The sequence below is a fragment of the Pseudoalteromonas luteoviolacea NCIMB 1944 genome, assembly GCF_001625565.1.
Lineage (GTDB): Bacteria > Pseudomonadota > Gammaproteobacteria > Enterobacterales > Alteromonadaceae > Pseudoalteromonas > Pseudoalteromonas luteoviolacea_F.
Window position 1 is genome coordinate 131,800 of the sequence record NZ_AUXS01000015.1, and the last position, 22,616, is coordinate 154,415.

Genomic DNA, 22,616 nt, shown 5'->3' on the forward strand with positions numbered 1-22,616 from the left:
TCGCCGTGCTATGAGACGAATCAACACCATTCACTTTATTGGAATAGGTGGTGCTGGTATGGGCGGTATAGCAGAAGTGTTGGCGTATGAAGGGTACCGGATCACAGGCTCAGACATTGCACAAAATGCGATGACAGAAAGGCTGTTAAAAATTGGTGCTGAGATTTTTATAGGTCACGATGCGGCTAATGTAACTGATGCTGATGTGGTGGTGGTCTCCAGTGCAATTGATACAAACAACCCTGAGATCATGGCCGCTCAGCAGGCACGTATTCCGGTTGTAAGGCGTGCTGAAATGCTCGCTGAGTTAATGCGTTTTAGGCACGGAATTGCGGTGGCTGGTACTCACGGAAAAACAACAACAACTAGCCTAGTCGCAAGTATTTTTGCTGAAGCTAAGTTAGATCCAACATTTATTATTGGTGGGTTGCTAAATAGCGCAGGAAGTAACGCTAAAGTGGGCAGTAGCGACGTACTCATTGCCGAAGCTGATGAGAGTGATGCTTCTTTTTTGCATTTACAACCAATGGCTTCCGTGATCACCAATATTGAAGCAGATCATATGGATACGTATGGTGGTGATTTTGAAAAGCTCAAAGATACCTACGTTGATTTTATTCATAACTTACCGTTTTACGGATTGGCAGTTGTGTGTATTGATTCGCCAGTGGTTAGAGAGCTGTTGCCACGATTTGCAAGGCCAACAATTACTTATGGTGAGAGCGAAGATGCGGATTATCGAATGACCGACTATGTGCAAAACGTGGAGAGTTGCAGCTTCACGGTATTGCATAAATCTGGTTCAAGCGTTGAGATCACGCTAAATATGCCAGGTAAACACAATGCACTTAATGCGACGGCTGCCATCGCAATAGCAAAAGATCACGATATTGATAGCAGTGCTATCCAAGTTGCTTTAAAAGAGTTTGCAGGTATCGGGCGACGCTTCCAGCACTACGGTACGTTTACAAATGATTCTGGTGAAGTGATGTTAGTCGATGATTATGGTCATCATCCATCTGAGGTGGCTGTGACAATTGAAGCTGCGCGTGCCGGTTGGCCTGATAAGCGGTTAGTAATGCTGTATCAACCACATAGATATACGCGTACTCGTGATCTTTATGAAGAGTTTGTTAAAGTGCTCGCGGAAGTTGATCAATTGATCTTATTAGATGTCTATGCTGCTGGTGAATCGACCATTGTTGGTGCAGATAGTAAAGCTTTGTGCAGGAGTTTACGTCAGCGAGGAGTTGAACCTATCCATGTGGCCCAGCACGAAGAATTGATGACTGTGTTGGCGGATGTGATAGAAGACAATGATTTAGTGATCACTCAAGGTGCAGGTAACATAGGTCAGATCGTGAAGCAATTAGCCGCGACAGAACTATCCAAGCAAAAGTTAAGAGCGGAGAGTTAATGAGTAAATTTGGAAAGGTTGCTGTTTTACTAGGCGGTAGTTCAGCTGAACGAGAAGTCTCTTTGGCCTCAGGTAATGCGATTGTCGCAGCACTAAAAAGCCAAGGGGTTGATGTGATCGCCTTTGATCCTGCACAGCGCAATATCTCGGAACTAACCGCGCTCAATGTAAAGCGTGTTTTTATCGCTTTGCACGGCAGAGGTGGTGAGGATGGTACAGTGCAAGGTGCTCTTGAGTTTATGGGCATCCCTTACACTGGTAGCGGTGTACTGGGAAGTGCATTGGCAATGGATAAAATTCGTTGCAAGCATCTATTTGAATCGGCTAAGTTGAGCACGGCAAAATATGCGGTTGTTGATAAACATAGTGGCTATGATGCCAAAGCTATTATTAAAGAATTAGGTCAAGTCATGGTAAAGCCGAGCCACGAAGGGTCGAGCGTTGGTATGGCGAAGGCACACGATGAAACATCATTAATAGAAGCTTTGAATGCAGCGTTTAAGTTTGATAATCAAGTGCTAGTAGAACAGTGGATAGAAGGGCGAGAATTTACAGTTGCTATCTTAGATGGGCAACCGTTGCCTGTTATTGAGATGCGTACTCCACGTGGGTTTTACGATTATCAAGCAAAGTATAAAGAAACGACAACAGAATACATATGCCCAGCAGAGTTAACACCCGCTTATACTGAGCAATTGCAAGTGATGTCGTTACATGCATTCGAGTTGGTTGGTGCTAGCGGTTGGGGGCGTGTTGATGCAATGCAAGATGCAAATGGACAGTTTTATTTACTTGAAGTAAATACTGTACCAGGCATGACGGAGACTTCTTTGGTACCTAAGGCGGCAAAAGCACAAGATATTAGCTTTGAACAGTTAGTCGTTCGCATTTTAGAGCAAACGTTATAATATGCGCCCAAATATGAAAAAAGCGTTTACGAAAGTCGGCAGATTGAATTGGTCTGCGATACTTGGTGTTGGCTTTTTTCTAGGTGTGTTGTTTTTTTTAGTGCGCAGTGTGTTTTGGGTCAGCGACTGGTTGGTCGAGCACCGAGATGCGCAGATTAAAACGTTAACCGTGTTGGGAGATCCTTTTTACACTGAGGAACACGACATTGTTGAAGCGATAAAACGAACAGACTTAACCAGCTTTTTTCAATTAAATGTGAAAGCGGTTCAGGCTGCCGTTAAGGATTTACCTTGGGTTGCATCTGTGTCTGTGCGTAAGCAGTGGCCTGACACAATTCAGGTTTATGTTGTTGAGCATAAACCCGTCGCATTTTGGAATAGTGATTCACTACTAAATGCGGATGGCGTCATATTTCAAGCTAATAGCACTAAGTTATCTACTAACTTACCTCAGTTGTATGGCCCCGAGGGAAGTGAAGGTGAAGCTTGGGAAACGTTTTTGCAATTGAAGGCCATGTTGGCAGTCAATTCATTCGAGTTGACTAGTTTGGCGCTTTCCGAGCGGTTTGCTTGGCAGTTATGGTTAAAAAATGGCATCGAACTAAATTTAGGCAGAGAAGAAAAAGCAAAGAGAGTGCAAAGATTCATTGACGTGTATCCGCTTTTAAAAAGACCCGAAGGTGCACTGCTTGATGTGATCGATTTGCGTTATGATACAGGGCTGGCGGTAAGTTGGAGATACCCCCAGGTACATGAGAAAAAAGAAAAGAGTAAAGCATGACCAAGTCAGCAGAAAGAAACTTAGTGATAGGACTCGATGTAGGTACTGCAAAAGTAGTTGCTACCGTCGGTGAGATCACATCCGATAATCAATTAAGTATTGTTGGCGTTGGTAACCAAGTTGCGCACGGTATGGATAAGGGCGGAGTCAACGATCTTAATTTGGTATCTGATTCGATTAAACGTGCAATTGATGAAGCCGAATTAATGGCAGATTGCAGAATTAGCTCGGTGTATCTGGGTATTTCGGGTAAACATATTCAATGCCAAAACGAAAGTGGTGTAGTTGCAATTAATAACACAGAAGTCACAGATGATGATATTGCAAATGTTATCCATATTGCTCGGTCTGTGCCTATTTCGGCAGAGCGCAAAATGCTGCATTCGTTGCCGCAAGAGTACAGCATTGATATGCAAGAGGGGATCAAAAACCCGCTTGGTATGAGTGGAGTAAGGATGGAAGCGAAAGCACATATTATTACTTGCTCCAATGACATGGCTAAGAATATAGAAAAGTGCGTAGAGCGATGCGGGCTTGAAGTTGATCAGCTCACTTTTACAGCTTTAGCTTCTTGTTACTCAGTTTTGACAGAAGATGAAAAAGAGCTGGGGGCTGCTGTAGTAGATATCGGTGGCGGTACTATGGATATTGCCATTTATGTAAATGGCGCGCTGCGTCATACGGCAGTAATTCCTGTTGCCGGTAACCAAGTTACCGGAGATATTGCAAAAATATTTAGAACGCCACTCTCACATGCTGAGTCTTTGAAGGTACAATACGCGTTTGCTAGCAGTCAAATGGCCAGTGTTGAAGAAACAATTGAAGTGCCAAGCGTAGGCGGACGGCCCTCTCGGATCATGTCTCGTCATACCTTATCTGAGGTAGTTGAGCCGAGATTTAGAGAGCTGTTTGAGTTAGTTCAAGAAGAAATTCGTCGCTCTGGTTTTGAAGACCAAATTGCGGCAGGTGTTGTCATGACCGGTGGCAGCGCCAAAATGAAAGGGGCTTTGGAAGTTGCAGAAGACATCTTTCAAATGCCCGTAAGGATAGGAAAGCCTGTTGGGATCACAGGATTAACAGATTATGTTGATGATCCGGCATATGCAACAGCGGTAGGTTTGTTACAATACGGCCGTACGCTGCAAGCCAAAAATGCACAAAAGGCGAAAGTAGATGCCGAAGAAGGTTGGTGGAGCCGAGTAACTAAATGGTTTCAAGGTGAGTTTTAAAGCTCAAGTCGGAGAGTGAAGATGTTTGATATTATGGAGCAACACGGCGAAGAAGCCGTAATTAAAGTAATTGGTGTTGGCGGCGGCGGTGGCAACGCCGTTGAGCACATGGTAAAGCAAGAAATAGAAGGTGTACGCTTCATTGTTGCCAACACTGACGCGCAAGCGTTAAGAAAGTCATCTGCGGATGTCACTGTCCAGCTTGGTACGCAAATTACGCAAGGCTTAGGGGCAGGTGCTAACCCAGAAGTTGGTAAAAGTGCAGCTGAAGAAGACGTTGAAACGATTAAAGCGAGCCTCGAAGGTGCTGATATGGTCTTTATCGCCGCAGGTATGGGTGGCGGTACAGGTACTGGTGCTGCACCTGTGGTTGCGCGTGTCGCCAAAGAGCTGGGGATTTTGACCGTTGCCGTTGTTACGCGTCCTTTTGACTTGGAAGGTAAAAAGCGTATGGCAGCAGCCGATCATGGGATCGGAGAGTTGTCTGAAATTGTAGATTCACTTATTACAATTCCTAACAACAAGTTACTGAAAGTACTTGGCAAAGGGACTACATTATTAGACGCATTTGCAAAAGCTAACGATGTTCTTTATGGCGCGGTGCAAGGTATTGCAGAATTAATTACCCGTTCAGGTCTGATTAACGTCGACTTTGCTGATGTAAGAACGGTAATGTCGGCAATGGGTACTGCCATGATGGGTACCGCAGCAGCATCTGGTCCAGATCGCGCACAAGAAGCTGCTGAAGCTGCTATTTCAAGCCCGCTGCTTGAAGATGTGGATTTGACAGGTGCAAAAGGTATTTTGGTTAATATTACCGCTGGTATGGATATCACCATTGAAGAGTTTGAAGTGGTGGGTAACCACGTCAAGGCACTGGCGTCTGAAAATGCAACAGTGGTGGTAGGTGCAGTTATTGATCCTGAAATGAGTGACGAATTACGCGTTACTGTTGTGGCCACGGGCCTTGGTGGCGAACGTAAACCTCAGTTTGGCATTGTCGATAAAGGCATTCAAGGTCTTGCTGGACAAGCTGCAACTGGGACTCATGGCCCAAGTCATACTAACGATGACTTTGTGCCAAGCTTTGGCGGTGCGGGCAATAAGCCTGTTGAATCACAGCCTAGCAGTGATACAGGTGCAGGGTTTAGCGCAGAGCCCAACACAATACAGACCAAAGAGACAATTAAAACGACTGAGCAACCAAAAGAAACTGGTGAAAAAGAAAAAGGTGACTATTTCGATATCCCAGCGTTTTTGAGAAAGCAGTCAGACTAGGATAAAAAATGACCGATTGGCAAGGGGTGTTATATGTGATACACTCCGCGGTCTATCTAACTTAAAGTGGGCGAATATATGATTAAACAACGTACAATTGCAGAAGTTGTTAAAGCCACAGGTGTAGGTTTACACAAAGGTGAAAAGGTCACGATCACTCTCCGACCTGCGAGCGCAAATACTGGTATTGTATTTCGTCGCGTAGATCTAGACCCTGTTGTCGATTTCGAGACAACTCCTGAAGCTGTGGGTGATACGCAATTGTGTACTTGTTTAACTAATAAAGATGGTGTTCGCCTTTCTACGACTGAGCATTTAATTGCGGCGGTCGCAGCTTTAGGTATCGATAATCTTATCGTTGAACTAGACAGTGCCGAAGTACCAATTATGGATGGTAGTGCATTACCATTTATATATTTGATCCAAAAAGGCGGTATTGCTGAGTTAAATGTAGCGAAACGATTTATTCGTATCAAAGAAACTGTACGTGTTGAAGACGGTGACAAATGGGCTGAAATCGAGCCGTATGACGGGTTCCATATCGATTTTGAAATTGCATTTGATCACCCTGCAATTAATGCAAGTCGTCAACGCATTGGTCTGGATATTACTGCACAAAGCTTCACGCAAGAAATTAGTCGAGCGCGTACTTTCGGTTTTATGAAAGATATTGAGTATATGCATGCCAATAACCTAGCGCTTGGCGGGAGCATGGATAACGCTGTTGTATTAGATGACTTTAAAGTGCTAAACCCAAATGGTCTGCGTTACAAAGATGAGTTTGTAAAGCACAAAATATTAGACTGTGTGGGTGATTTGTTTATGACGGGTCACAACATTTTAGGCAAAGTGACATGTTATAAATCTGGTCACGGTTTAAACAATAAACTACTGCGCGAGGTCATGGCAAATGAACAAGCGTGGGAGTGGGTTAGCTTTGACGAGCCTGTTACCATGCCAGCACCTGGTTTGGAAGCTGGACAACAAACAGCAACAGCATAAAAAAATGACGCGAAAGCGTCATTTTTTTTAGATTGCTTCAGCAATTATTTGTTGGCGTGTTTTGCCAATTTTAAAAGTTTTTCTTTAAGCCCAGCAGGAGCTGCGTCGGCCAGCATTGTGAGTTGCTGCGCAGTAGATTCACTCAAACGGTGTTGTTGGGAGGCGGGCTTTTTAGACTCGACGACACGTTTTGATAACCGTTGTTGAGCTTCTGGGGTGGCGGTGATTTTCACTTGGCTGCAATCATGAAAGCCTGATTGTCTGAATTCCGACAAGATTTCCATTTTGAGATAACCAAGGCGAGTAGCCAATGTTGCGGAAGCTGCTTCGATGTGTAAAGTACCTTGACTATAATTAGAAACACGACACTTTTTACTCAGAATTGGTCCCAATGCCTTATTCAAAGGTGCTTGTAACGCTGCAATATCTTGCGCTTTTTCGACATAGTTGGATAATTTGTTAGACCACTTAGGTGCCAACTCAGAGAGCGATTTAGGGTCAAATCTATTTTTAGCCATACCGTCTCCTCTATATAGTATATAGTTTGCGCTTATTTAACATTACACCTAGCAAAGGCCATTGCAATATTTCCACCTGCTCTATTTTACCTTAATTTTACGCTAGGGTAATGCTTAGTCGCATTCGAAATGTCGATATCTAATATAGGGCAGTCTTGTTCTGTATATTCGACTTGAAGTTTAGAGCAGCTATCCCCATATCTGCATAAATGACAAACAATACCGTCATATCCGAAGGATATTATAGAGTGACCATATGCGTAATTACGTGTATTCTGAACCCCCCTTGCGATAGACATGTTATTAAATAGGAACAGTTTTCGCTTAGGTGGTTTGCAGATGCGCATAGTCTGGTATGATAGGGTATAAAATTAACTCGGCACACAGCACAAATTCGACTTTGTCGCCAACAGGACTTAGTAAGCCTTTTGGGAATACGCGAATGCACGGGCTTACAAACATAAGATTGAAATGGTTTAAACATGATAACTAAAATTTTTACCAAGATTTTTGGTAGCCGTAACGACCGGATGATCAAAAATTTACGCAAAACGGTCGCTTTAGTTAATGCTTTGGAAGAGCAGTATAGCAAGCTATCTGATGAACAACTAAAAGCAAAAACAGCAGAGTTTAGACAAAGATTTGAGCAAGGAACCAGCTTAGACGAATTACTTCCTGAAGCATTCGCTACTGTTCGTGAGGCCTCAAAACGCGTCTTTGAAATGCGTCATTTTGACGTGCAAATGATAGGTGGTATGGTTTTGCATCAAGGCCGTATTTCTGAGATGCGTACTGGTGAAGGTAAAACACTGACAGCAACCTTGCCTGCATACCTTAATGGTTTAACAGGTAAAGGTGTCCACGTGATCACCGTGAATGATTATCTGGCAAAGCGTGATGCTGAAAATAACCGCCCGTTATTTGAGTTTTTAGGCCTGAGTGTAGGCTGTAATATTCCAGGTATGATGCCTGCACAGAAAAAAGAAGCTTATGCAGCTGATATCACGTACGGTACAAACAATGAGTTTGGCTTCGATTATCTGCGTGATAACATGGCGTTTAGCATTGAAGAACGTGTACAGCGCCCATTGCATTATGCGGTTGTGGATGAAGTTGACTCGATCTTAATTGATGAGGCAAGAACACCGCTGATCATTTCAGGTCCGGCAGAAGACAGCTCTGAACTTTATACCCAGATCAACAAAATCGTCCCTGAGCTTATTCAACAAGAAAAAGAAGATGAAGAAGGCGTTGAAGGCGATGGTGATTACACAATTGATGAAAAATCAAAGCAGGCCCATTTAACCGAGCGTGGTCAGGTTAAAGTCGAAGAACTGTTGATTAAGCACAGTTTGATTGAAGAAGACGATTCTTTGTATTCAGCAGGTAACATCACGTTATTAAGCCATATTTATGCGGCGCTACGTGCACATAAGTTGTATCAAAAAGATGTCGACTATGTGGTTAAAGATAATGAAGTTATTATTGTTGATGAACACACGGGCCGTACAATGGAAGGCCGTCGCTGGTCAGAAGGTCTACACCAAGCTGTAGAAGCCAAAGAGGGGGTTCGTATTCAAAATGAAAACCAAACTCTTGCTTCGATCACATTCCAAAATTACTTCCGTCTATATGACAAACTATCGGGCATGACGGGTACAGCAGATACTGAAGCATTTGAATTTCAGTCAATCTATGGCTTAGATACTGTAGTTATCCCTACCAATAAGCCGATGATACGTGATGATCGTGCAGATTTGGTTTACCTGACTCAAGAAGAAAAGTTTGAAGCAATTTTGGCCGATATTAGAGACTGCCAAAAGCGAGGACAGCCTGTTCTTGTTGGTACTATTTCAATTGAAAGTTCTGAATATCTATCTCACTTTTTACGTAAAGAAAAGATTGAGCACAATGTCCTTAATGCTAAGTTCCATGCGCAAGAAGCTGACATCATCGCTGATGCTGGTTTACCGGGGAATGTTACAATCGCTACAAACATGGCGGGCCGTGGTACGGATATCGTACTAGGTGGTAACTGGCAAAATGATATTGCAAAAATTGACAACCCAAGTGAAGAGCAAATATCAGAGGCTAAAGCAAAATGGAAAGAGCTTCACGATAAAGTACTAGACGCCGGTGGTTTACATATCATTGGTACCGAGCGCCATGAATCACGACGTATTGATAATCAGCTACGTGGTCGTTCTGGTCGCCAAGGGGATGCAGGTTCAAGCCGTTTTTACCTGTCTATGGATGATGCATTAATGCGTATTTTTGCTGGTGAGCGTATGACAACAATGATGCGCAAACTAGGTATGCAACGCGGCGAAGCAATTGAGCACCCATGGGTAAACCGAGCAATAGAAAACGCACAACGCAAAGTGGAAGCGCGTAACTTTGATATTCGTAAACAGTTACTAGAGTACGATGATGTAGCAAACGATCAGCGTCGAGTTGTTTATGAGCAGCGTAACGAGCTACTGGAAGAAGGCGATATCTCAGAAACAGTGAACGCTATTCGTAGCGATGTACTCAATGGCACGATTGACCGCTTTATTCCACCGCAAAGCTTGGCTGAAATGTGGGATATCCCAGGTTTAGAAGAGCGCTTAAAAGCCGACCTACTGTTGGACTTACCAATTGGTAAATGGCTTGAAGAAGACAGCAAATTGTATGAAGAGTCACTACGTGAGCGTATCATCGAAGAGGCCGAAGCTGCATACAAGCAAAAAGAAGAACAAGTTGGTGTTGAAGTACTGCGTCATTTTGAAAAAGCAGTCATGCTACAAAGCTTGGATCAACATTGGAAGGATCACTTGGCTGCAATGGATCACCTGCGTCAAGGTATTCACCTACGTGGTTATGCACAGAAAAACCCTAAGCAAGAGTATAAACGTGAGTCATTTGAACTGTTCTCTAATATGCTTGAAACGCTTAAAGTTGATGTGGTTGGTGTACTGAGCAAAGTACAGGTGCGCGCCGAAGAAGATGTTGAGAAAGTTGAAGAGCAGCATCGTCGTAGCGAACAAATGCCAAGACAATATCAGCATGAAGAAGCTGAAAAAGTCGGCGGTGAGGCTCCGCAAGGCGCAGCGGTTGCTGCGAGAGCGGAACCTAAAGTTGGCCGCAATGAGCCGTGTCCGTGCGGTTCAGGTAAGAAATATAAACAGTGTTGCGGTAAACTAAGCTAGGCGTACACTGAAATTAATACAAAAGCGGCCTAAAGGTCGCTTTTTTTATGGGGTAAAAAGATGACTAAAAAAGTAGTCAATGTTGCAGTTGGTGTGATTGAAAAACAAGCACAGTACTTTGTCTGTAAGCGAAGTGATGAGCAACACCAAGGTGGACTCTGGGAGTTTCCGGGTGGAAAAGTGGAAGACAATGAAAGTGTTGAGCAGGCGCTTTCAAGAGAGCTCGCCGAGGAAATAGGTATTCAAGTTGAACGCTCGGAGCACTTAATTACTATTGAGCATGATTATGGTGATAAGCAAGTCTGTCTTGTTGTACATGTCGTGAAAGCGTTCTCTGGTGAAGCCACAGGGCTAGAAGGGCAACCAAGTCAATGGGTCAACTTTGAACAGCTTAAAGCCCTTGATTTTCCATCAGCTAATGTGGCCATTATTGATGCTTTGGCAACGTCAAAATAAGCAGTTACAAATGAATTAAGTGCCTTGGATTTTAATCTGTATTGCTGCAAGGTATGATTCATATATGATTTAAAAGGAGCCGACATATATGCGTAAAACATTCGCGGCAATTGGTGTGGCCCTGGCACTGGGCCTTGTTGGCTGTAGTGAGCAGCCACAAACAGAGCAAACTCAAGAAATCGTACAGCAACAAACGTTAATTTCGGGCATTGAGCTCGAAAATATAGACTCATCCGTTCGTCCTCAAGATGACTTTTATAGGCATGTGAATGGTAAGTGGTTTGAAAGAACTGAAATCCCTGCTGATAAATCAAATTACGGATCTTTTACTGAGCTAAATGAGAAATCAAAGGCTGCACTCAAGGTGATCTTAGAAAGTGCTGCCAACAACCCTTCGGCAGCTCCGGGAAGCGACGAATACAAATTGGGTGCATTTTATAAAAGTTATATAGATGAGCTCGCGCGAGAAGAAATAGGTGTTTCGGCGCTTGATGAATATTTAGAACCGATAAAAGCCTTAAAAAATAAGTCTCAGTTACCGGCATTGATTGCCAAATTGCAATTGCAAGGTGGCACGACTCCTTTTTCTTGGTATGTTCACAACGATGCAAAAAACTCTACCATTAACACTTTGTATCTGTACCAAGCTGGCTTAGGGTTACCTGATAGGGATTTTTACCTGACAGAATCTGAGAAATTCAGTAAAACAAAAGCGGCATATCAAAATTATATTACCAATATTTTATTTGAGTTTGGATACAATGAGCAGCAGTCTGAACAAGCCGCTAAGCAGATATTAGAGCTTGAGACGAAAATAGCACAGGCGCAATGGAGTCGTGTTGATAGTCGTGATGCATCAAAAACATATAATAAACTTAAAGTCGGTGAACTAAACCAACAAATGGCTGGGTTTGATGTCGCGGATTATTTCGATGCACTGGGTATTAAAATTGAGGAGTTGGTTGTCTCTCAACCTTCCTATTTTAGCCAATTATCAAACATCATTCAAAACACTGACGTTGAAGTATGGCGCGCATATTTGACTTTCCATTTTGTAAGTAATTTTGCAGATTTACTTGAACGCAAGTTGGTGGATTTACACTTTGACTTTTATGGAAAGACTTTACGCGGTTTGGAAGCACAATCGCCGATGTGGAAAAAAGCAGCAGATGCCAGCAATGATGTGCTAGGAGAGCTACTCGGCAAAATTTATGTCAAAGAGCACTTTCCGCCAGAGGCCAAAGCTCGAATGCGTGAAATGGTTGACAATTTGATCCTTGGTTTCGATAAGTCGATTGATGACTTAGATTGGATGAGTGCAGAGACAAAAGTTGCTGCAAAAGCGAAGCTCAAAAAATTTACTCCGAAAATCGGTTATCCAGACAAGTGGCGTGACTACTCTAAACTGGAAATTAATGCCGATGACTTGGTGGGTAACTATGTTCGTTACAACCAGTGGTCATATCAAGCAATGATCGATGAAGTTGGCAAGCCTGTAGATCGTTCAAGGTGGTACATGACGCCGCAAACAGTGAACGCATATTACAACCCAGTAAATAATGAAATCGTTTTTCCTGCTGCTATTTTACAGCCGCCATTTTTTAACTTAGAAGCGGATGATGCCGTAAATTATGGTGCGATTGGCGCAGTAATTGGACACGAAATTGGCCACGGCTTTGATGACCAAGGCGCTAAGTATGATGGCGATGGAAATTTAAGAAACTGGTGGAGTGATAGTGATTTATCTCAGTTTGAGGCCCGCGGAAAACAACTCATTGATCAGTTCAATGGTTATAAGCCTTTCGATGATGCCCATGTTAATGGTGAACTGACTCTCGGTGAAAACATTGGTGATTTAGGTGGTTTAACCGTTGCCTATAAAGCCTATAAATTGTCTTTGCAAGGCAAAGAGGCCCCTGAAATTGATGGGTATACCGGCTCACAGCGATTCTTTATGGGCTGGGGGCAGATTTGGCGCAGAGAATACCGTGACGAAGAGCTCAGAAACCGCTTAATGACAGACTCTCACTCGCCAAGTGAATATCGCGTGATCGGTATTTTATCTAATATGCCGCAGTTTCATGAAGCCTTTGATGTGAAAGAAGGTGACGGTATGTACATAAAGCCAGAGGAACGAGTAAAGATCTGGTAATACTAAGTACACGTTAACAAAAGCCCGCTCCTAGTAAATCTTGAGCGGGTTTTTTTGTGGAATAAACGGGCTTTTATAAAATTTGATAGCGCTGTCATTTTTTCTTCGATATGATGAAAAGCTAACAATAAGTTGGTTAGTATTATTCCCTTGAGTCGCGTCAATCGTCTGCAGTAACGCTATACCATAAAGTCGTATAATTCAGTATGCGCGGCAGCGACGAGTAGCTTTTGCTAGAATGTGGTTTCAAGGAATAGCCTTTAGGAGCGAATATGAATCTACGAAAAAACATGCTGGCGCATATGTTTGCGACGACCCTGATCACGTCCTCGTGGGGGGCGAGCGCAATGCTTTCTCAATCACAGCTTGATGCCTTTGCTAAAGACACGCAACTCACTTTCGCGGTTGAAAATAACTTTCATGGTGGTGCAGGCAGTTTTATTGGCTCCATCTCTTTAAAAAACAACTCGAAAATCGCACTACCTAAAGGTGAAAGCGATTGGCAGATTTATGTGCATTCGGTGAGAAAAATTAAGACCTTGGCGTCAGCAGGTTTGCGTATTGAACATGTCAATGGAGACTTACACCGCTTTGTTCCTACACCGGAATTTGCGGGGTTAGCTGCAAATGGCTCGCTGAAGATCGAATTTGAGGCTGGCGCGTGGATTGCCGCTTATACGGATTTTATGCCTCGATCATTTATTGTTTCAGGTCAATCACTACCAGTCGTGTTTGCTAATACTGATACTGAAGACATGCAGGCTTTTGTAGCCCCCATCGAGCGTGATAATCAGCTAAAAAGACATAATGAGCCGCTTGATTATTCTCCGATAGCTAATGCAGCTTGGCGTTATGAGCACAATCAGCATAGTGTCAAAGTAAATAGAGAAGCGGCACTAAAGCGAATTATCCCTAAACCTCAGAATGTCGACTTTAATCGTGGTGTTGCTGAATTGAACGGGCAGTGGCAAATTAGGTTTGCGGGCCGACTGAAGTCAGAAGTGAGTGTTTTCCAAGAGGATCTTTCTGAATTTGGATTAAAATTAGATGCCAAAGCAGATCACATTCCAGCTGGTGAATCTCCAACTATCTATTTGAAAGTTGAATCAGAGCAGGGACGTTATGAAAGTCGTTCTGGGAGCTACAAACTAGAAATTGATGACGATAAAATTGAGATTGTCGGTGTTGATAATGCTGGTGTATTTTATGGCATACAAAGTCTGTTGGCATTGCTCTCAAAAGAGTCGAACGGCGGGGTAACTGCACCAAACGTTGAAATTGAAGACACGCCGAGATATGACTGGCGAGGTATGCATTATGATAATGCGCGAAACTACCACGGCAAAGACGCATTATTTAAACTTGTTGAGCAAATGGCACGTTATAAACTCAATAAGTTTCATTGGCACTTTTCTGATGATGAAGGCTGGCGATTAGAGATCCCGGGTTTACCTGAGTTGTCAGAAATAGGCGGATATCGCTGTTTTGACTTAGAAGAGCGTCAATGTTTGCTAACCCAACTAGGCACAGGTCCATTTAAGTCAGGATCAGGCAACGGCTATTTATCGCGAGAAGATTTCGTCGAACTCCTCAAATTTGCTAAAGCGAGGCATATCGACATAATTCCAGAGATAGAGGGACCAGGTCACGCTCGAGCAGCTATTATTGCGATGGAAGCGAGATATCACACGTTAATGGAGCAGGGTAAAGAAGCTGAAGCACGTGCTTTCTTATTAAGCGATCCTGACGATAAGTCTGAGTACTTAACTGTTCAAAATTACACAGATAATTCATTCAATGTCTGTATGGATTCTACTTACGCATTCATAGAAAAAGTGACTTATGAATTGCAAGGTATGTATCGTGAAGCAGGCACCCGACTGGAGAATTTACACTTTGGTGGTGATGAAGTTGGCGCGGGCTCTTGGACCCAGTCACCTGCTTGTGATGTACTGTTCAAAGACGCTAACAACGGCATTGCTGGCCCTGCGGATTTAAAGCCCTATTTTACGCAACGCATCGCAAAGATCTTTGCCAAGCGTGGTATCGCACCAGGTGCGTGGGAAGATGGCTTAATGTATGACAGAGTGAATCCATTTAAGCGTGATGAGTTTCCAAATCAAGTGTTTACTGCCAATGTGTGGGATAACATCTGGGAATGGGGTGTGGCAGATAGGGCATATCGTTTAGCCAATGATGGATATCAAGTTGTACTATCTCATGGTACGCATCTTTACTTCGATCACCCGTATGAGGCACATCCTGAAGAGCGTGGGTACTATTGGGCTGCAAGATACACCGATACTAAGAAAGCATTCGGCTATATGCCTGATGATGTATATGCCAATGCTGATTTCACACGTAATGGTGAAGCAATTGACAACCTTGAAGCGCTAGTTGGCCGACCTTTACCTAAATTAGAAAAGCCGCACAATATTTTAGGTATGCAAGGGCAGGTATGGACAGAAACAATCCGCACGGAAGAGCAGGTGATGGCGATGATATTTCCGCGCTTACTTACCGTAGCTGAACGAGCTTGGCATAAAGCTAGCTGGGAAGGTGAGCTGCCAAATGAAAAATTGCGTGCAGCAGATTGGCAAGAGTTTTCAGCGACACTGGCACTTAAAGAGTTAGATAAACTCGTTGCGTCAGGTGTCAATGTGAATTTACCAGTCCCAGGCGCGGTGATTGAAGGTGGTAAGTTACTAGCAAATAGCGCGTTTTCGTTCTTGACCATAGAAGTGAGCCAAGATGCAGGACAAACGTGGCAAACTTATACAGGTCCGATGACGGTTTCAAAGCCATCTGACATTCGTTTGAGAACAGCATTAGCTGGTAAAAAATACAGCCGAATTACAGGTTTAGAGTAATTTAATTGGGTCTTTTGGAATTAAGTAGGGGCGTTTGCCCCTTTTTTAAATCCAGAATAGTATAATTTCTAACTAGAAATACGTGTAAAATTAACGTAAAGTTAAATGTCAGCGCTGTCATTTGTTGGCGGGCATGACGATTAGATGGTGGAATATAATTCGAAAGCACCGTCAAAAAACAATAAACTTTTAACAACGAGTAAAAATTTATGGAAGCCACTGTGTCGAATTCAACACCTCGAAGCAACGCCATACCATTGGCCATAGTTGCTGCTATGTTTTTTATTTTGGGTTTTGTGACTTGGTTAAATGGGTCACTGATGCCTTACTTGCAGCAGCTATTTGATCTCAGTTCAGTTCAAGCTTCATTAGTTTTGTTTTCTTTTTATATTTCGGTGACGATTACAGCAATACCGTCGGCAAAAGTTATTAAGAAAATTGGTTACAAAAATGGTATGGCATTATCTGTCGCTATGATGATGGGTAGTGCTTTGTTGTACATTCCAGCTGCACAAGCACAGCTTTTTATTTTGTTTATTATTGCGCAATTTACGATGGGTATAGCTCAAACGCTGCTACAAACAGCAGTAAACCCTTATATTGTTAGATTAGGCCCTGAAGAGTCTGCAGCTGCACGAGTTAGTTTGATGGGGATCCTAAATAAAACTGCTGGTGTTATCGCGCCAATCGTGTTTACCGCATTAGTGTTGGGTGGATTTACTGAAGTTTCTGACACTGCTTTAAGTCAAGCAGAAAAAGATACAATGGCTCAAAATCTGATATTACCGTACCTTGGACTAGCTGCGTTTATTGGTTTGTTTGCATTGGCAATTAAGTTTTCACCACTACCTGAAATTACTGAAGAAGAAGAGTCGGGAGCACGAGGTACTGTGAGGGAAGCGCTTGCTCATCCAAATCTAGCCCTTGGTGTTGTTGCACTATTCTTATATGTTGCTGTAGAGGTAATTGCAGGAGATACAATAGGCTCATTTGCTCTGGCTTTTGGTATGGATAATTATACGGTCATGACTTCATATACAATGGGCTTCATGGTGTTTGGTTATATCTTGGGTATTTTATTGATCCCTCGTGTTATATCACAGCAAAAAGCTTTGGCATCATCAGCTATTCTTGGAATGGTGTTGTCTTTTGCGATTGCATTTTCAAATCCAGAAAGTACAATCAATGTTATATTTGCAGGTGAAATGCCTTTAGCAGTACTATTTTTAGCAATTTGTGGTTTGGCAAATGCCATTATGTGGCCTGCGATTTGGCCACTTGCATTGTCAGGGCTTGGTAAATTGACTAGCGTTGGCTCAGGCCTACTTGTTATGGGTATTGCTGGCGGTGCATTTGGCCCTTTATTCTTGGGTTTAGCTAAGGGCCCAGAAGCGACAGTAGCTTCAAGCCAAAGTGCGTATTTAATTTTATTTCCTTGCTACGTCTTTATACTTTTCTACGCCTTGAAGGGTCATAAGATGAAAAGCTGGAAATAGGTAAACAGAATTTCTATTTATAAGTAGAAATAATCCCGTGTGTAATGCCACCTAATTTAGGTGGCATTTTTTGTTTTCAGGATAATACTAACAATACAAAGATAAGAACTCTGGAACAAAAGCTCTTAAAGAGCTAATAACCTTTCTTTTTTGCAAAGAAATTTGATTTAAGTGATGTACTAAGAATTTAATCTCAGTGTGTTTTTGTACTAGGTTATGGTGCAACATAGCTTGTTAAGTAATTGTTGATGAGCGTATAAAGTGGAGGTGCTTATTTGAACGGTTCTTGACTTGGCTCGAGAAAATTTTTCAATTTACAAACTGTAACTTAATTGTAATCATTTTTAAGCTTACAATTAAGCACCTTGAATTTATAGAAAAGTCATAAGGAGATTGAAATGAAATTTCAAGTTAAGAAAAAACAGTTGAAAAATATTTCCAAAACAGAGAAGAGTATAGATATTAATTTAACTCGTCAAATAGCGGGCGCAAGTGCAACACATACGGTGTATAGTGCGGGAACAAATTGTGTTCATTGATTAACAAGATATTAGGTTAAGGGCTTGTTTTGCCCTTATTCGTTCTGAATAAGAACATATAAGAGGGAGATGGGGCGACTGATGGGGCTCGAACCCACGACAACCGGAATCACAATCCAGGGCTCTACCAACTGAGCTACAGCCGCCACAATGTTTCGTGTAACACCTCTTGGGTGTGGCGCGCATATTACAGAACTTTTCTTTTAATGCAAAGCCTTTTTTAATTTTTTTGAAGATTTTAGTCGGTTTGGGGAAAAATTCCACATTGTGACTAATATTTATACCTGTTGTTAATGGTTGTACAAAAATTTCAGTAACAGGAAACTTTATGGATATATTACTCGATTGGTTCAATAACAATTCAGACTTGGTTACGCATTATATACTCCAAGGTCTGCTCGCCTTACTCATTTTCTTTATAGGGCTCAGAGTCACACGCTTTTTATCGAGCTTAACTGAAAAGGCAATTTGCAATCGAAAAGTAGATAAAGCGGTTGGCGTGTTTTTGTCTAACATTGTCTACGCATTAGGTTTTGTCGCTACATTACTAATGGCATTGTCACAGGTCGGGGTGGAAACCACCTCTTTCATTGCTATTCTAGGTGCGGCAGGGTTGGCTGTTGGTTTGGCGTTACAGGGATCATTGTCTAATTTTGCCTCTGGGGTGCTCATCATTATTCTTAGACCCTTTAAATCGGGTGACTATATTGATGCGGGTGGGCAATCTGGCAGTGTTAGGAAGATTGAAATCTTTTCTACAGAATTGGTTACGCCAGACAATAAAGTCATTATAATACCCAATTCTTCTGTCATGTCTGGCGCGATAGTAAACTATTCCAGAGAGTCGACCAGGCGTATCGATTTGGTCATTGGGGTTAGTTATGATGCCGACCTTAAGCAGGTTAAAGCTGTGTTGGAGGGGATCTTGACGGGTGAATCTCGAATCTTAAATGACCCAAGCTATACCGTGGCTGTGTTAGAGTTGGGAGACTCTAGCGTAAACTTTGCAGTTCGACCATGGGTGAACACCAGTGATTACTGGCCAACGTATTTCGATTTGCTTGAAAACATTAAAAATGCATTAGATGATGCGCAAATTAATATTCCGTATCCGCAAATGGATGTGCACTTACAAAAAAACTGAAAATAAGGTTGATTTTAGAATGAAATTAAAACTGATCTCTCTGTGTGCATTAGTCGCTATGTCGTCACAGTTAGCTGCCAAAGAAACAAGCTCTGATAGTACGCCTGTTGAAGAGAAAGAGTGGGATATAACGAGTGAAGTAGGTGCTATCGTAACTAGCGGTAATACGGAAACAACGACACTAAAAGGTGAAATCAAAGCGAAACACCACTTAGACAATTGGCGCAACGAATATAAGGTCGACGGCATTTTCAAAGAAGATGAAATAGAAAATGAAGATGGCGAAAGAATAAAAGAGCGCACCAACGAAAAGTACTCTTTATCAGTGCAAGGAAATTACAAGCTAGTTGAAGATCACAGTCATTTGTTTATCTACGGTGCGTATGACTCTGATTATTTTGGCGCCTATCGTAGCGAAACAGTATTTTCGGTCGGTTACGGGTTAAGGCTTGTAAAGCGCAGCGATATGTACCTCGATTTTGAAATTGGGCCAGGTATAAAGCGTTTTGAATATCAAGAAGACAGTACAGAAATGAAAGATGGCAAATCTTTGGCTGGAGAAACTGAGAGTGAAGCGATTGGTGTTGCTAAACTTGACTACGAGTGGACACTGTCTGACAACGCAAAGTTTACCCAAGTGGTGGCAATAGAATATGGTGATACGAATACGAAGACAGAGTCAGAAACTGCATTGCTAGCAAAAGTTAATGGTTCTTTACAAATGAAAGTAGCCTATAAAATCACCAATAATTCAGAGGTTGACGATGATAAAGAGAAAACTGATACAGAAACATCGTTGACTCTGGTTTACAGTTTTTAACGTGGTGGTACGTTTGGTAACAAAGATATGACAAAAAAAAGGGCTTTGGCCCTTTTTTTATTGGTTTGATCTCGTGTAAAATGCGCAGTCTTAAATTTTTGATGTGCTTCAAGGTGTATAAATCAGATGATTCTTAAACGAATATTAGTTTTTGTTTTGCTAAGTTTTAGTGCTATTTCTGTGGCTTTTACGCCTACACCAGAGCAAATCGAACAATTTTCAAAGTTACCTAAAGCGCAACAAGAAGCACTTGCACGTCAGTATGGCTTTGATATGTCTAGCCTCAGTAATTCAACAGATAAGAACAAAGATTTAGACAGTTTCAAATCTAGTATTAGACCTCGTAATGGTGAAGAGGGTGACGCCGAAAAGCAAAAAGATGAATTTGACCCAACTGAAGAGCCTTTGACACCTTTTGGTTATGAACTATTCTCAGGCGAGCCCACTTCTTTTGCACCTACTGAAATCGCATCTGTACCATCTGACTACATCATTGGCCATGGTGATTCTGTAAGCGTAAATCTGTATGGTAAAGAAAGCACCACGCACACTTTATTTGTAGACAACGAAGGTCGATTGACTATTCCTGACTTTTCACCAGTGCAAGTTGCTGGTCTTACATATGATGAATTAAAAAAGTTAATTGCAAATAAAATTGCAAAAGAAGCGATTGGCTTAAATGTGTTTGTTTCGATGGCTGAATTACGTTCAATGCGTGTCATGGTGGTCGGTGAAGCGTACAAACCGGGAAGCTATACTGTATCTCCTTTATCTACGGTTACTCATGCTTTATATGTTAGCGGCGGACTGACAGAAATCGCAAGCTTGCGTAATATTCAAGTCAAACGTGCAGGAAAGACTGTAGCGACCTTAGATCTATACGACTTACTTTTGAATGGTGATACTAGCGGTGATGTAAGTTTACGTTCTGGTGATGTTGTATTTATTCCTTCTGTAGGACCTCAAGTTTCAGTAGAAGGTGCAGTAAAACGTGAAGGTATTTTTGAGCTGACAGCAAAGGATGACAAAGATTCACTGGTTAAAATGTTTGGTGGATTTAAAGAGAATGCCTTTACTAAACGTGTTCAAGTTCGCCGCGTTTTTAATGGCACTAAAAACCTTGCTGTATCTGCAGATTTTTCGTCAGAAGATAGTGAATTCGCCCCGCAAGGTGGTGACCACTATGTGGTACAAAGTGTTAACGATGAAGTGGTTGACTCTGTCACTTTAATTGGTGCTGTAGTAAGGCCTGGGTTATATGAGTGGCAGTCAGGAATGACAGTAGACCAGCTGTTAAGCAACTTAAAATCAGACTTATTACCTCAAGCTGATTATAGCTATGCGCTTGTAGTTCGTGAAAAATCGATTTTAGGTGATGTAGAAGTTATTCAATTCTCTTTAGCTGAAGCTCTAAAAAGCAAAAATATGCCATTACAAAAAAATGATGAGATTTATATCTTTAGTCGCTTTGAATTGAGAGAGACAGAAGAACAAGCACTGGCAAATTTAGCGTTAACTGAAGAGCAAAAAATTCAGCAGCAGAAAGTTAAGTTGTGGCATTTATTTGAGTATCAAGAGTTCAAAAACAAAGTACAAACATTTGATGATGTTGTACAAATTGAGTTAGAAAAAGCCGAATTACTAGAAGATGAGTTAGAACCTCAAGATGGACAATATGCTACTTTCAGTCGTACAGAATTACTAAAACCGCTGTTAAAACGACTTGAGTTTCAAGCTTCGTCGTCTGATAAGTCTGCAACAATAGAAGTAATAGGTCAGGTACGTTTTCCTGGTGTATATCCACTTGCAAAGAACGCTACTGTTGGAAAAGCCATTGATGCTGCAGGTGGTGTATTAGAATCAGCTTATGCCCAGCGAGCTGAACTTACTCGTTTTATCAACCAAAACGATCAGCAGTTTAAACATATTCAAGTCAATATTGATGAATTGGAAGCGCTTGATATGAAACTGCAAAGCCGAGACACGCTAAACATCCTCATGCAACCAAACTGGCTAAATGGTTATAAGGTAACAGTAGAGGGTGAAGTTCGTTTCCCTGGAACTTATACAGTGAGTCGTGGTGAGACGTTGCAAGATGTTATCAAGCGCGCGGGTGGACTGTCTGAATATGCAGAGCCAAAAGCGGCCGTGTTCACACGAGAATCAATCAAAGAGCAAGAGCAACTTCAATTGGCAAAACTGTCCGATGAGCTTAGAAAAGATATTGCTTCTAAAAGCTTCCAGAATTCAATCGGTATGAACAATAGTATCAGCTATGACGAAATGAATATGCTTTTGAAAGATCTAGCAAGTGTAAAAGCTGTTGGCCGCTTAGTAATTGATTTACCAAATATACTGGACAATAAAGATTCTGTTGTTTTACAAGACGGTGACGCTTTATATGTTCCAGGAAAGCAAGATTCTATTTCTATTATTGGCGAAGTTAACTATGCTTCATCTCACTTATTTAAATCAGGTGTAACGATTGATCAATACCTTGAGCTGAGTGGTGGTGTAAAAGACAGAGCGAAAGAAGACCAAATTTATGTCATTAAAGCAAATGGGGCTGTATTTATTCCTAATTCATCAAGTTGGTTTGCAGTCAGTAATGAACATGAATTAGGTCCTGGAGATACGATTGTTGTTCCAATGGATGCCTCTCATATGGATAACCTAACGCTGTGGAGCACAGCAACACAGATCTTTTATCAGCTAGGTGTTGGTGTCGCTGCTATTGCGAGAATATAGGCATTAAAGTGTATTCATTTTATAGTTTTTTAAATGTGCAGTGGTTAGAGAGTAGGATTAAGAGATT

The 22,616-nt window shown here is 42.0% G+C and carries 16 protein-coding genes and 1 tRNA gene; 15 read left to right on the plus strand and 2 right to left on the minus strand.

Going from position 1 to position 22,616, the window contains the following annotated elements; translation table 11 throughout:
* Window positions 1–10 precede the first annotated feature (10 nt).
* The 6 genes from murC to lpxC all read left to right on the plus strand — a co-directional run bounded on the left by murC (window position 11) and on the right by lpxC (window position 6,615).
* Window positions 11–1,417: a UDP-N-acetylmuramate--L-alanine ligase gene (murC, locus tag N483_RS03925; protein ID WP_216594440.1), complete on the plus strand. Its 1,407-nt coding sequence runs from the start codon at window positions 11–13 to the stop codon at window positions 1,415–1,417.
* Entirely contained in the window at window positions 1,417–2,325 is a 909-nt protein-coding gene (locus tag N483_RS03930) for a D-alanine--D-alanine ligase (protein ID WP_023397199.1), read from the plus strand. The genes murC and N483_RS03930 overlap by 1 nt, the downstream gene beginning before the upstream one ends.
* Before the next feature lies 1 nt (window position 2,326).
* Window positions 2,327–3,106 (plus strand): cell division protein FtsQ/DivIB, encoded by a 780-nt coding sequence (locus N483_RS03935; protein ID WP_023397198.1) that lies wholly within the window; start codon window positions 2,327–2,329, stop codon window positions 3,104–3,106.
* Window positions 3,103–4,335 carry a cell division protein FtsA gene (gene ftsA / locus N483_RS03940; RefSeq protein WP_023397197.1) on the plus strand — a complete coding sequence of 411 codons (1,233 nt, stop codon included), beginning with the start codon at window positions 3,103–3,105 and terminating at the stop codon, window positions 4,333–4,335. The genes N483_RS03935 and ftsA overlap by 4 nt, the downstream gene beginning before the upstream one ends.
* 21 nt (window positions 4,336–4,356) lie before the next feature.
* A complete protein-coding gene (gene ftsZ / locus N483_RS03945) occupies window positions 4,357–5,613 on the plus strand; it encodes a cell division protein FtsZ (RefSeq protein ID WP_023397196.1) in 1,257 nt (418 codons plus the stop codon).
* A gap of 78 nt (window positions 5,614–5,691) precedes the next feature.
* A complete protein-coding gene (gene lpxC, locus N483_RS03950) occupies window positions 5,692–6,615 on the plus strand; it encodes a UDP-3-O-acyl-N-acetylglucosamine deacetylase (protein ID WP_023397195.1) in 924 nt (307 codons plus the stop codon).
* A gap of 44 nt (window positions 6,616–6,659) precedes the next feature.
* Here the strand turns inward: lpxC and N483_RS03955 are convergent, their stop codons facing one another.
* A complete protein-coding gene (locus tag N483_RS03955) occupies window positions 6,660–7,133 on the minus strand; it encodes a DUF721 domain-containing protein (RefSeq protein WP_023397328.1) in 474 nt (157 codons plus the stop codon).
* Between the two features lie 482 nt (window positions 7,134–7,615).
* On the opposite strand from N483_RS03955, the gene secA reads away from it, so the two are divergent.
* From secA to N483_RS26850, 6 genes are all read left to right on the plus strand, one after another.
* Window positions 7,616–10,324 carry a preprotein translocase subunit SecA gene (gene secA / locus N483_RS03960; protein WP_023397329.1) on the plus strand — a complete coding sequence of 903 codons (2,709 nt, stop codon included), beginning with the start codon at window positions 7,616–7,618 and terminating at the stop codon, window positions 10,322–10,324.
* A gap of 60 nt (window positions 10,325–10,384) precedes the next feature.
* Window positions 10,385–10,780, plus strand: a complete 396-nt coding sequence (gene mutT / locus N483_RS03965) for an 8-oxo-dGTP diphosphatase MutT (RefSeq protein WP_023397330.1) — start codon at window positions 10,385–10,387, stop codon at window positions 10,778–10,780.
* An 88-nt stretch (window positions 10,781–10,868) separates the two neighbouring features.
* Window positions 10,869–12,932 carry a M13 family metallopeptidase gene (locus N483_RS03970; protein WP_023397331.1) on the plus strand — a complete coding sequence of 688 codons (2,064 nt, stop codon included), beginning with the start codon at window positions 10,869–10,871 and terminating at the stop codon, window positions 12,930–12,932.
* A gap of 272 nt (window positions 12,933–13,204) precedes the next feature.
* On the plus strand, window positions 13,205–15,802 hold the full coding sequence (locus tag N483_RS03975) for a family 20 glycosylhydrolase (protein WP_023397332.1): 2,598 nt from the start codon (window positions 13,205–13,207) through the stop codon (window positions 15,800–15,802).
* 209 nt (window positions 15,803–16,011) lie between these two features.
* Window positions 16,012–17,298: an N-acetylglucosamine MFS transporter NagP gene (gene nagP / locus N483_RS03980; protein ID WP_023397333.1), complete on the plus strand. Its 1,287-nt coding sequence runs from the start codon at window positions 16,012–16,014 to the stop codon at window positions 17,296–17,298.
* Between the two features lie 398 nt (window positions 17,299–17,696).
* Window positions 17,697–17,837, plus strand: a complete 141-nt coding sequence (locus N483_RS26850; RefSeq protein WP_023397334.1) for a hypothetical protein — start codon at window positions 17,697–17,699, stop codon at window positions 17,835–17,837.
* A gap of 70 nt (window positions 17,838–17,907) precedes the next feature.
* On the opposite strand, the gene N483_RS03985 is transcribed toward N483_RS26850, so the two are convergent.
* Window positions 17,908–17,983 (minus strand) — tRNA-His (locus N483_RS03985).
* A gap of 182 nt (window positions 17,984–18,165) precedes the next feature.
* Here N483_RS03985 and N483_RS03990 point away from each other — a divergent pair.
* From N483_RS03990 to N483_RS04000, 3 genes are all read left to right on the plus strand, one after another.
* Entirely contained in the window at window positions 18,166–18,981 is an 816-nt protein-coding gene (locus N483_RS03990) for a mechanosensitive ion channel family protein (RefSeq protein ID WP_023397335.1), read from the plus strand.
* A 19-nt stretch (window positions 18,982–19,000) separates the two neighbouring features.
* A complete protein-coding gene (locus tag N483_RS03995; protein ID WP_023397336.1) occupies window positions 19,001–19,801 on the plus strand; it encodes a DUF481 domain-containing protein in 801 nt (266 codons plus the stop codon).
* 126 nt (window positions 19,802–19,927) lie between these two features.
* On the plus strand, window positions 19,928–22,549 hold the full coding sequence (locus N483_RS04000; protein ID WP_023397337.1) for a polysaccharide biosynthesis/export family protein: 2,622 nt from the start codon (window positions 19,928–19,930) through the stop codon (window positions 22,547–22,549).
* The last annotated feature ends 67 nt before the right edge of the window (window positions 22,550–22,616 follow it).

What these genes read in the sequence shown, in the direction of transcription:
- murC (WP_216594440.1), top strand. Translation starts at nt 11, where the DNA reads ATGAGACGAATCAACACCATTCACTTTATTGGAATAGGTGGTGCTGGT.
- N483_RS03930 (WP_023397199.1), top strand. Translation starts at nt 1,417, where the DNA reads ATGAGTAAATTTGGAAAGGTTGCTGTTTTACTAGGCGGTAGTTCAGCT.
- N483_RS03935 (WP_023397198.1), top strand. Translation starts at nt 2,327, where the DNA reads ATGCGCCCAAATATGAAAAAAGCGTTTACGAAAGTCGGCAGATTGAAT.
- ftsA (WP_023397197.1), top strand. Translation starts at nt 3,103, where the DNA reads ATGACCAAGTCAGCAGAAAGAAACTTAGTGATAGGACTCGATGTAGGT.
- ftsZ (WP_023397196.1), top strand. Translation starts at nt 4,357, where the DNA reads ATGTTTGATATTATGGAGCAACACGGCGAAGAAGCCGTAATTAAAGTA.
- lpxC (WP_023397195.1), top strand. Translation starts at nt 5,692, where the DNA reads ATGATTAAACAACGTACAATTGCAGAAGTTGTTAAAGCCACAGGTGTA.
- N483_RS03955 (WP_023397328.1), bottom strand. Translation starts at nt 7,133, where the DNA reads ATGGCTAAAAATAGATTTGACCCTAAATCGCTCTCTGAGTTGGCACCT.
- secA (WP_023397329.1), top strand. Translation starts at nt 7,616, where the DNA reads ATGATAACTAAAATTTTTACCAAGATTTTTGGTAGCCGTAACGACCGG.
- mutT (WP_023397330.1), top strand. Translation starts at nt 10,385, where the DNA reads ATGACTAAAAAAGTAGTCAATGTTGCAGTTGGTGTGATTGAAAAACAA.
- N483_RS03970 (WP_023397331.1), top strand. Translation starts at nt 10,869, where the DNA reads ATGCGTAAAACATTCGCGGCAATTGGTGTGGCCCTGGCACTGGGCCTT.
- N483_RS03975 (WP_023397332.1), top strand. Translation starts at nt 13,205, where the DNA reads ATGAATCTACGAAAAAACATGCTGGCGCATATGTTTGCGACGACCCTG.
- nagP (WP_023397333.1), top strand. Translation starts at nt 16,012, where the DNA reads ATGGAAGCCACTGTGTCGAATTCAACACCTCGAAGCAACGCCATACCA.
- N483_RS26850 (WP_023397334.1), top strand. Translation starts at nt 17,697, where the DNA reads ATGAAATTTCAAGTTAAGAAAAAACAGTTGAAAAATATTTCCAAAACA.
- N483_RS03990 (WP_023397335.1), top strand. Translation starts at nt 18,166, where the DNA reads ATGGATATATTACTCGATTGGTTCAATAACAATTCAGACTTGGTTACG.
- N483_RS03995 (WP_023397336.1), top strand. Translation starts at nt 19,001, where the DNA reads ATGAAATTAAAACTGATCTCTCTGTGTGCATTAGTCGCTATGTCGTCA.
- N483_RS04000 (WP_023397337.1), top strand. Translation starts at nt 19,928, where the DNA reads ATGATTCTTAAACGAATATTAGTTTTTGTTTTGCTAAGTTTTAGTGCT.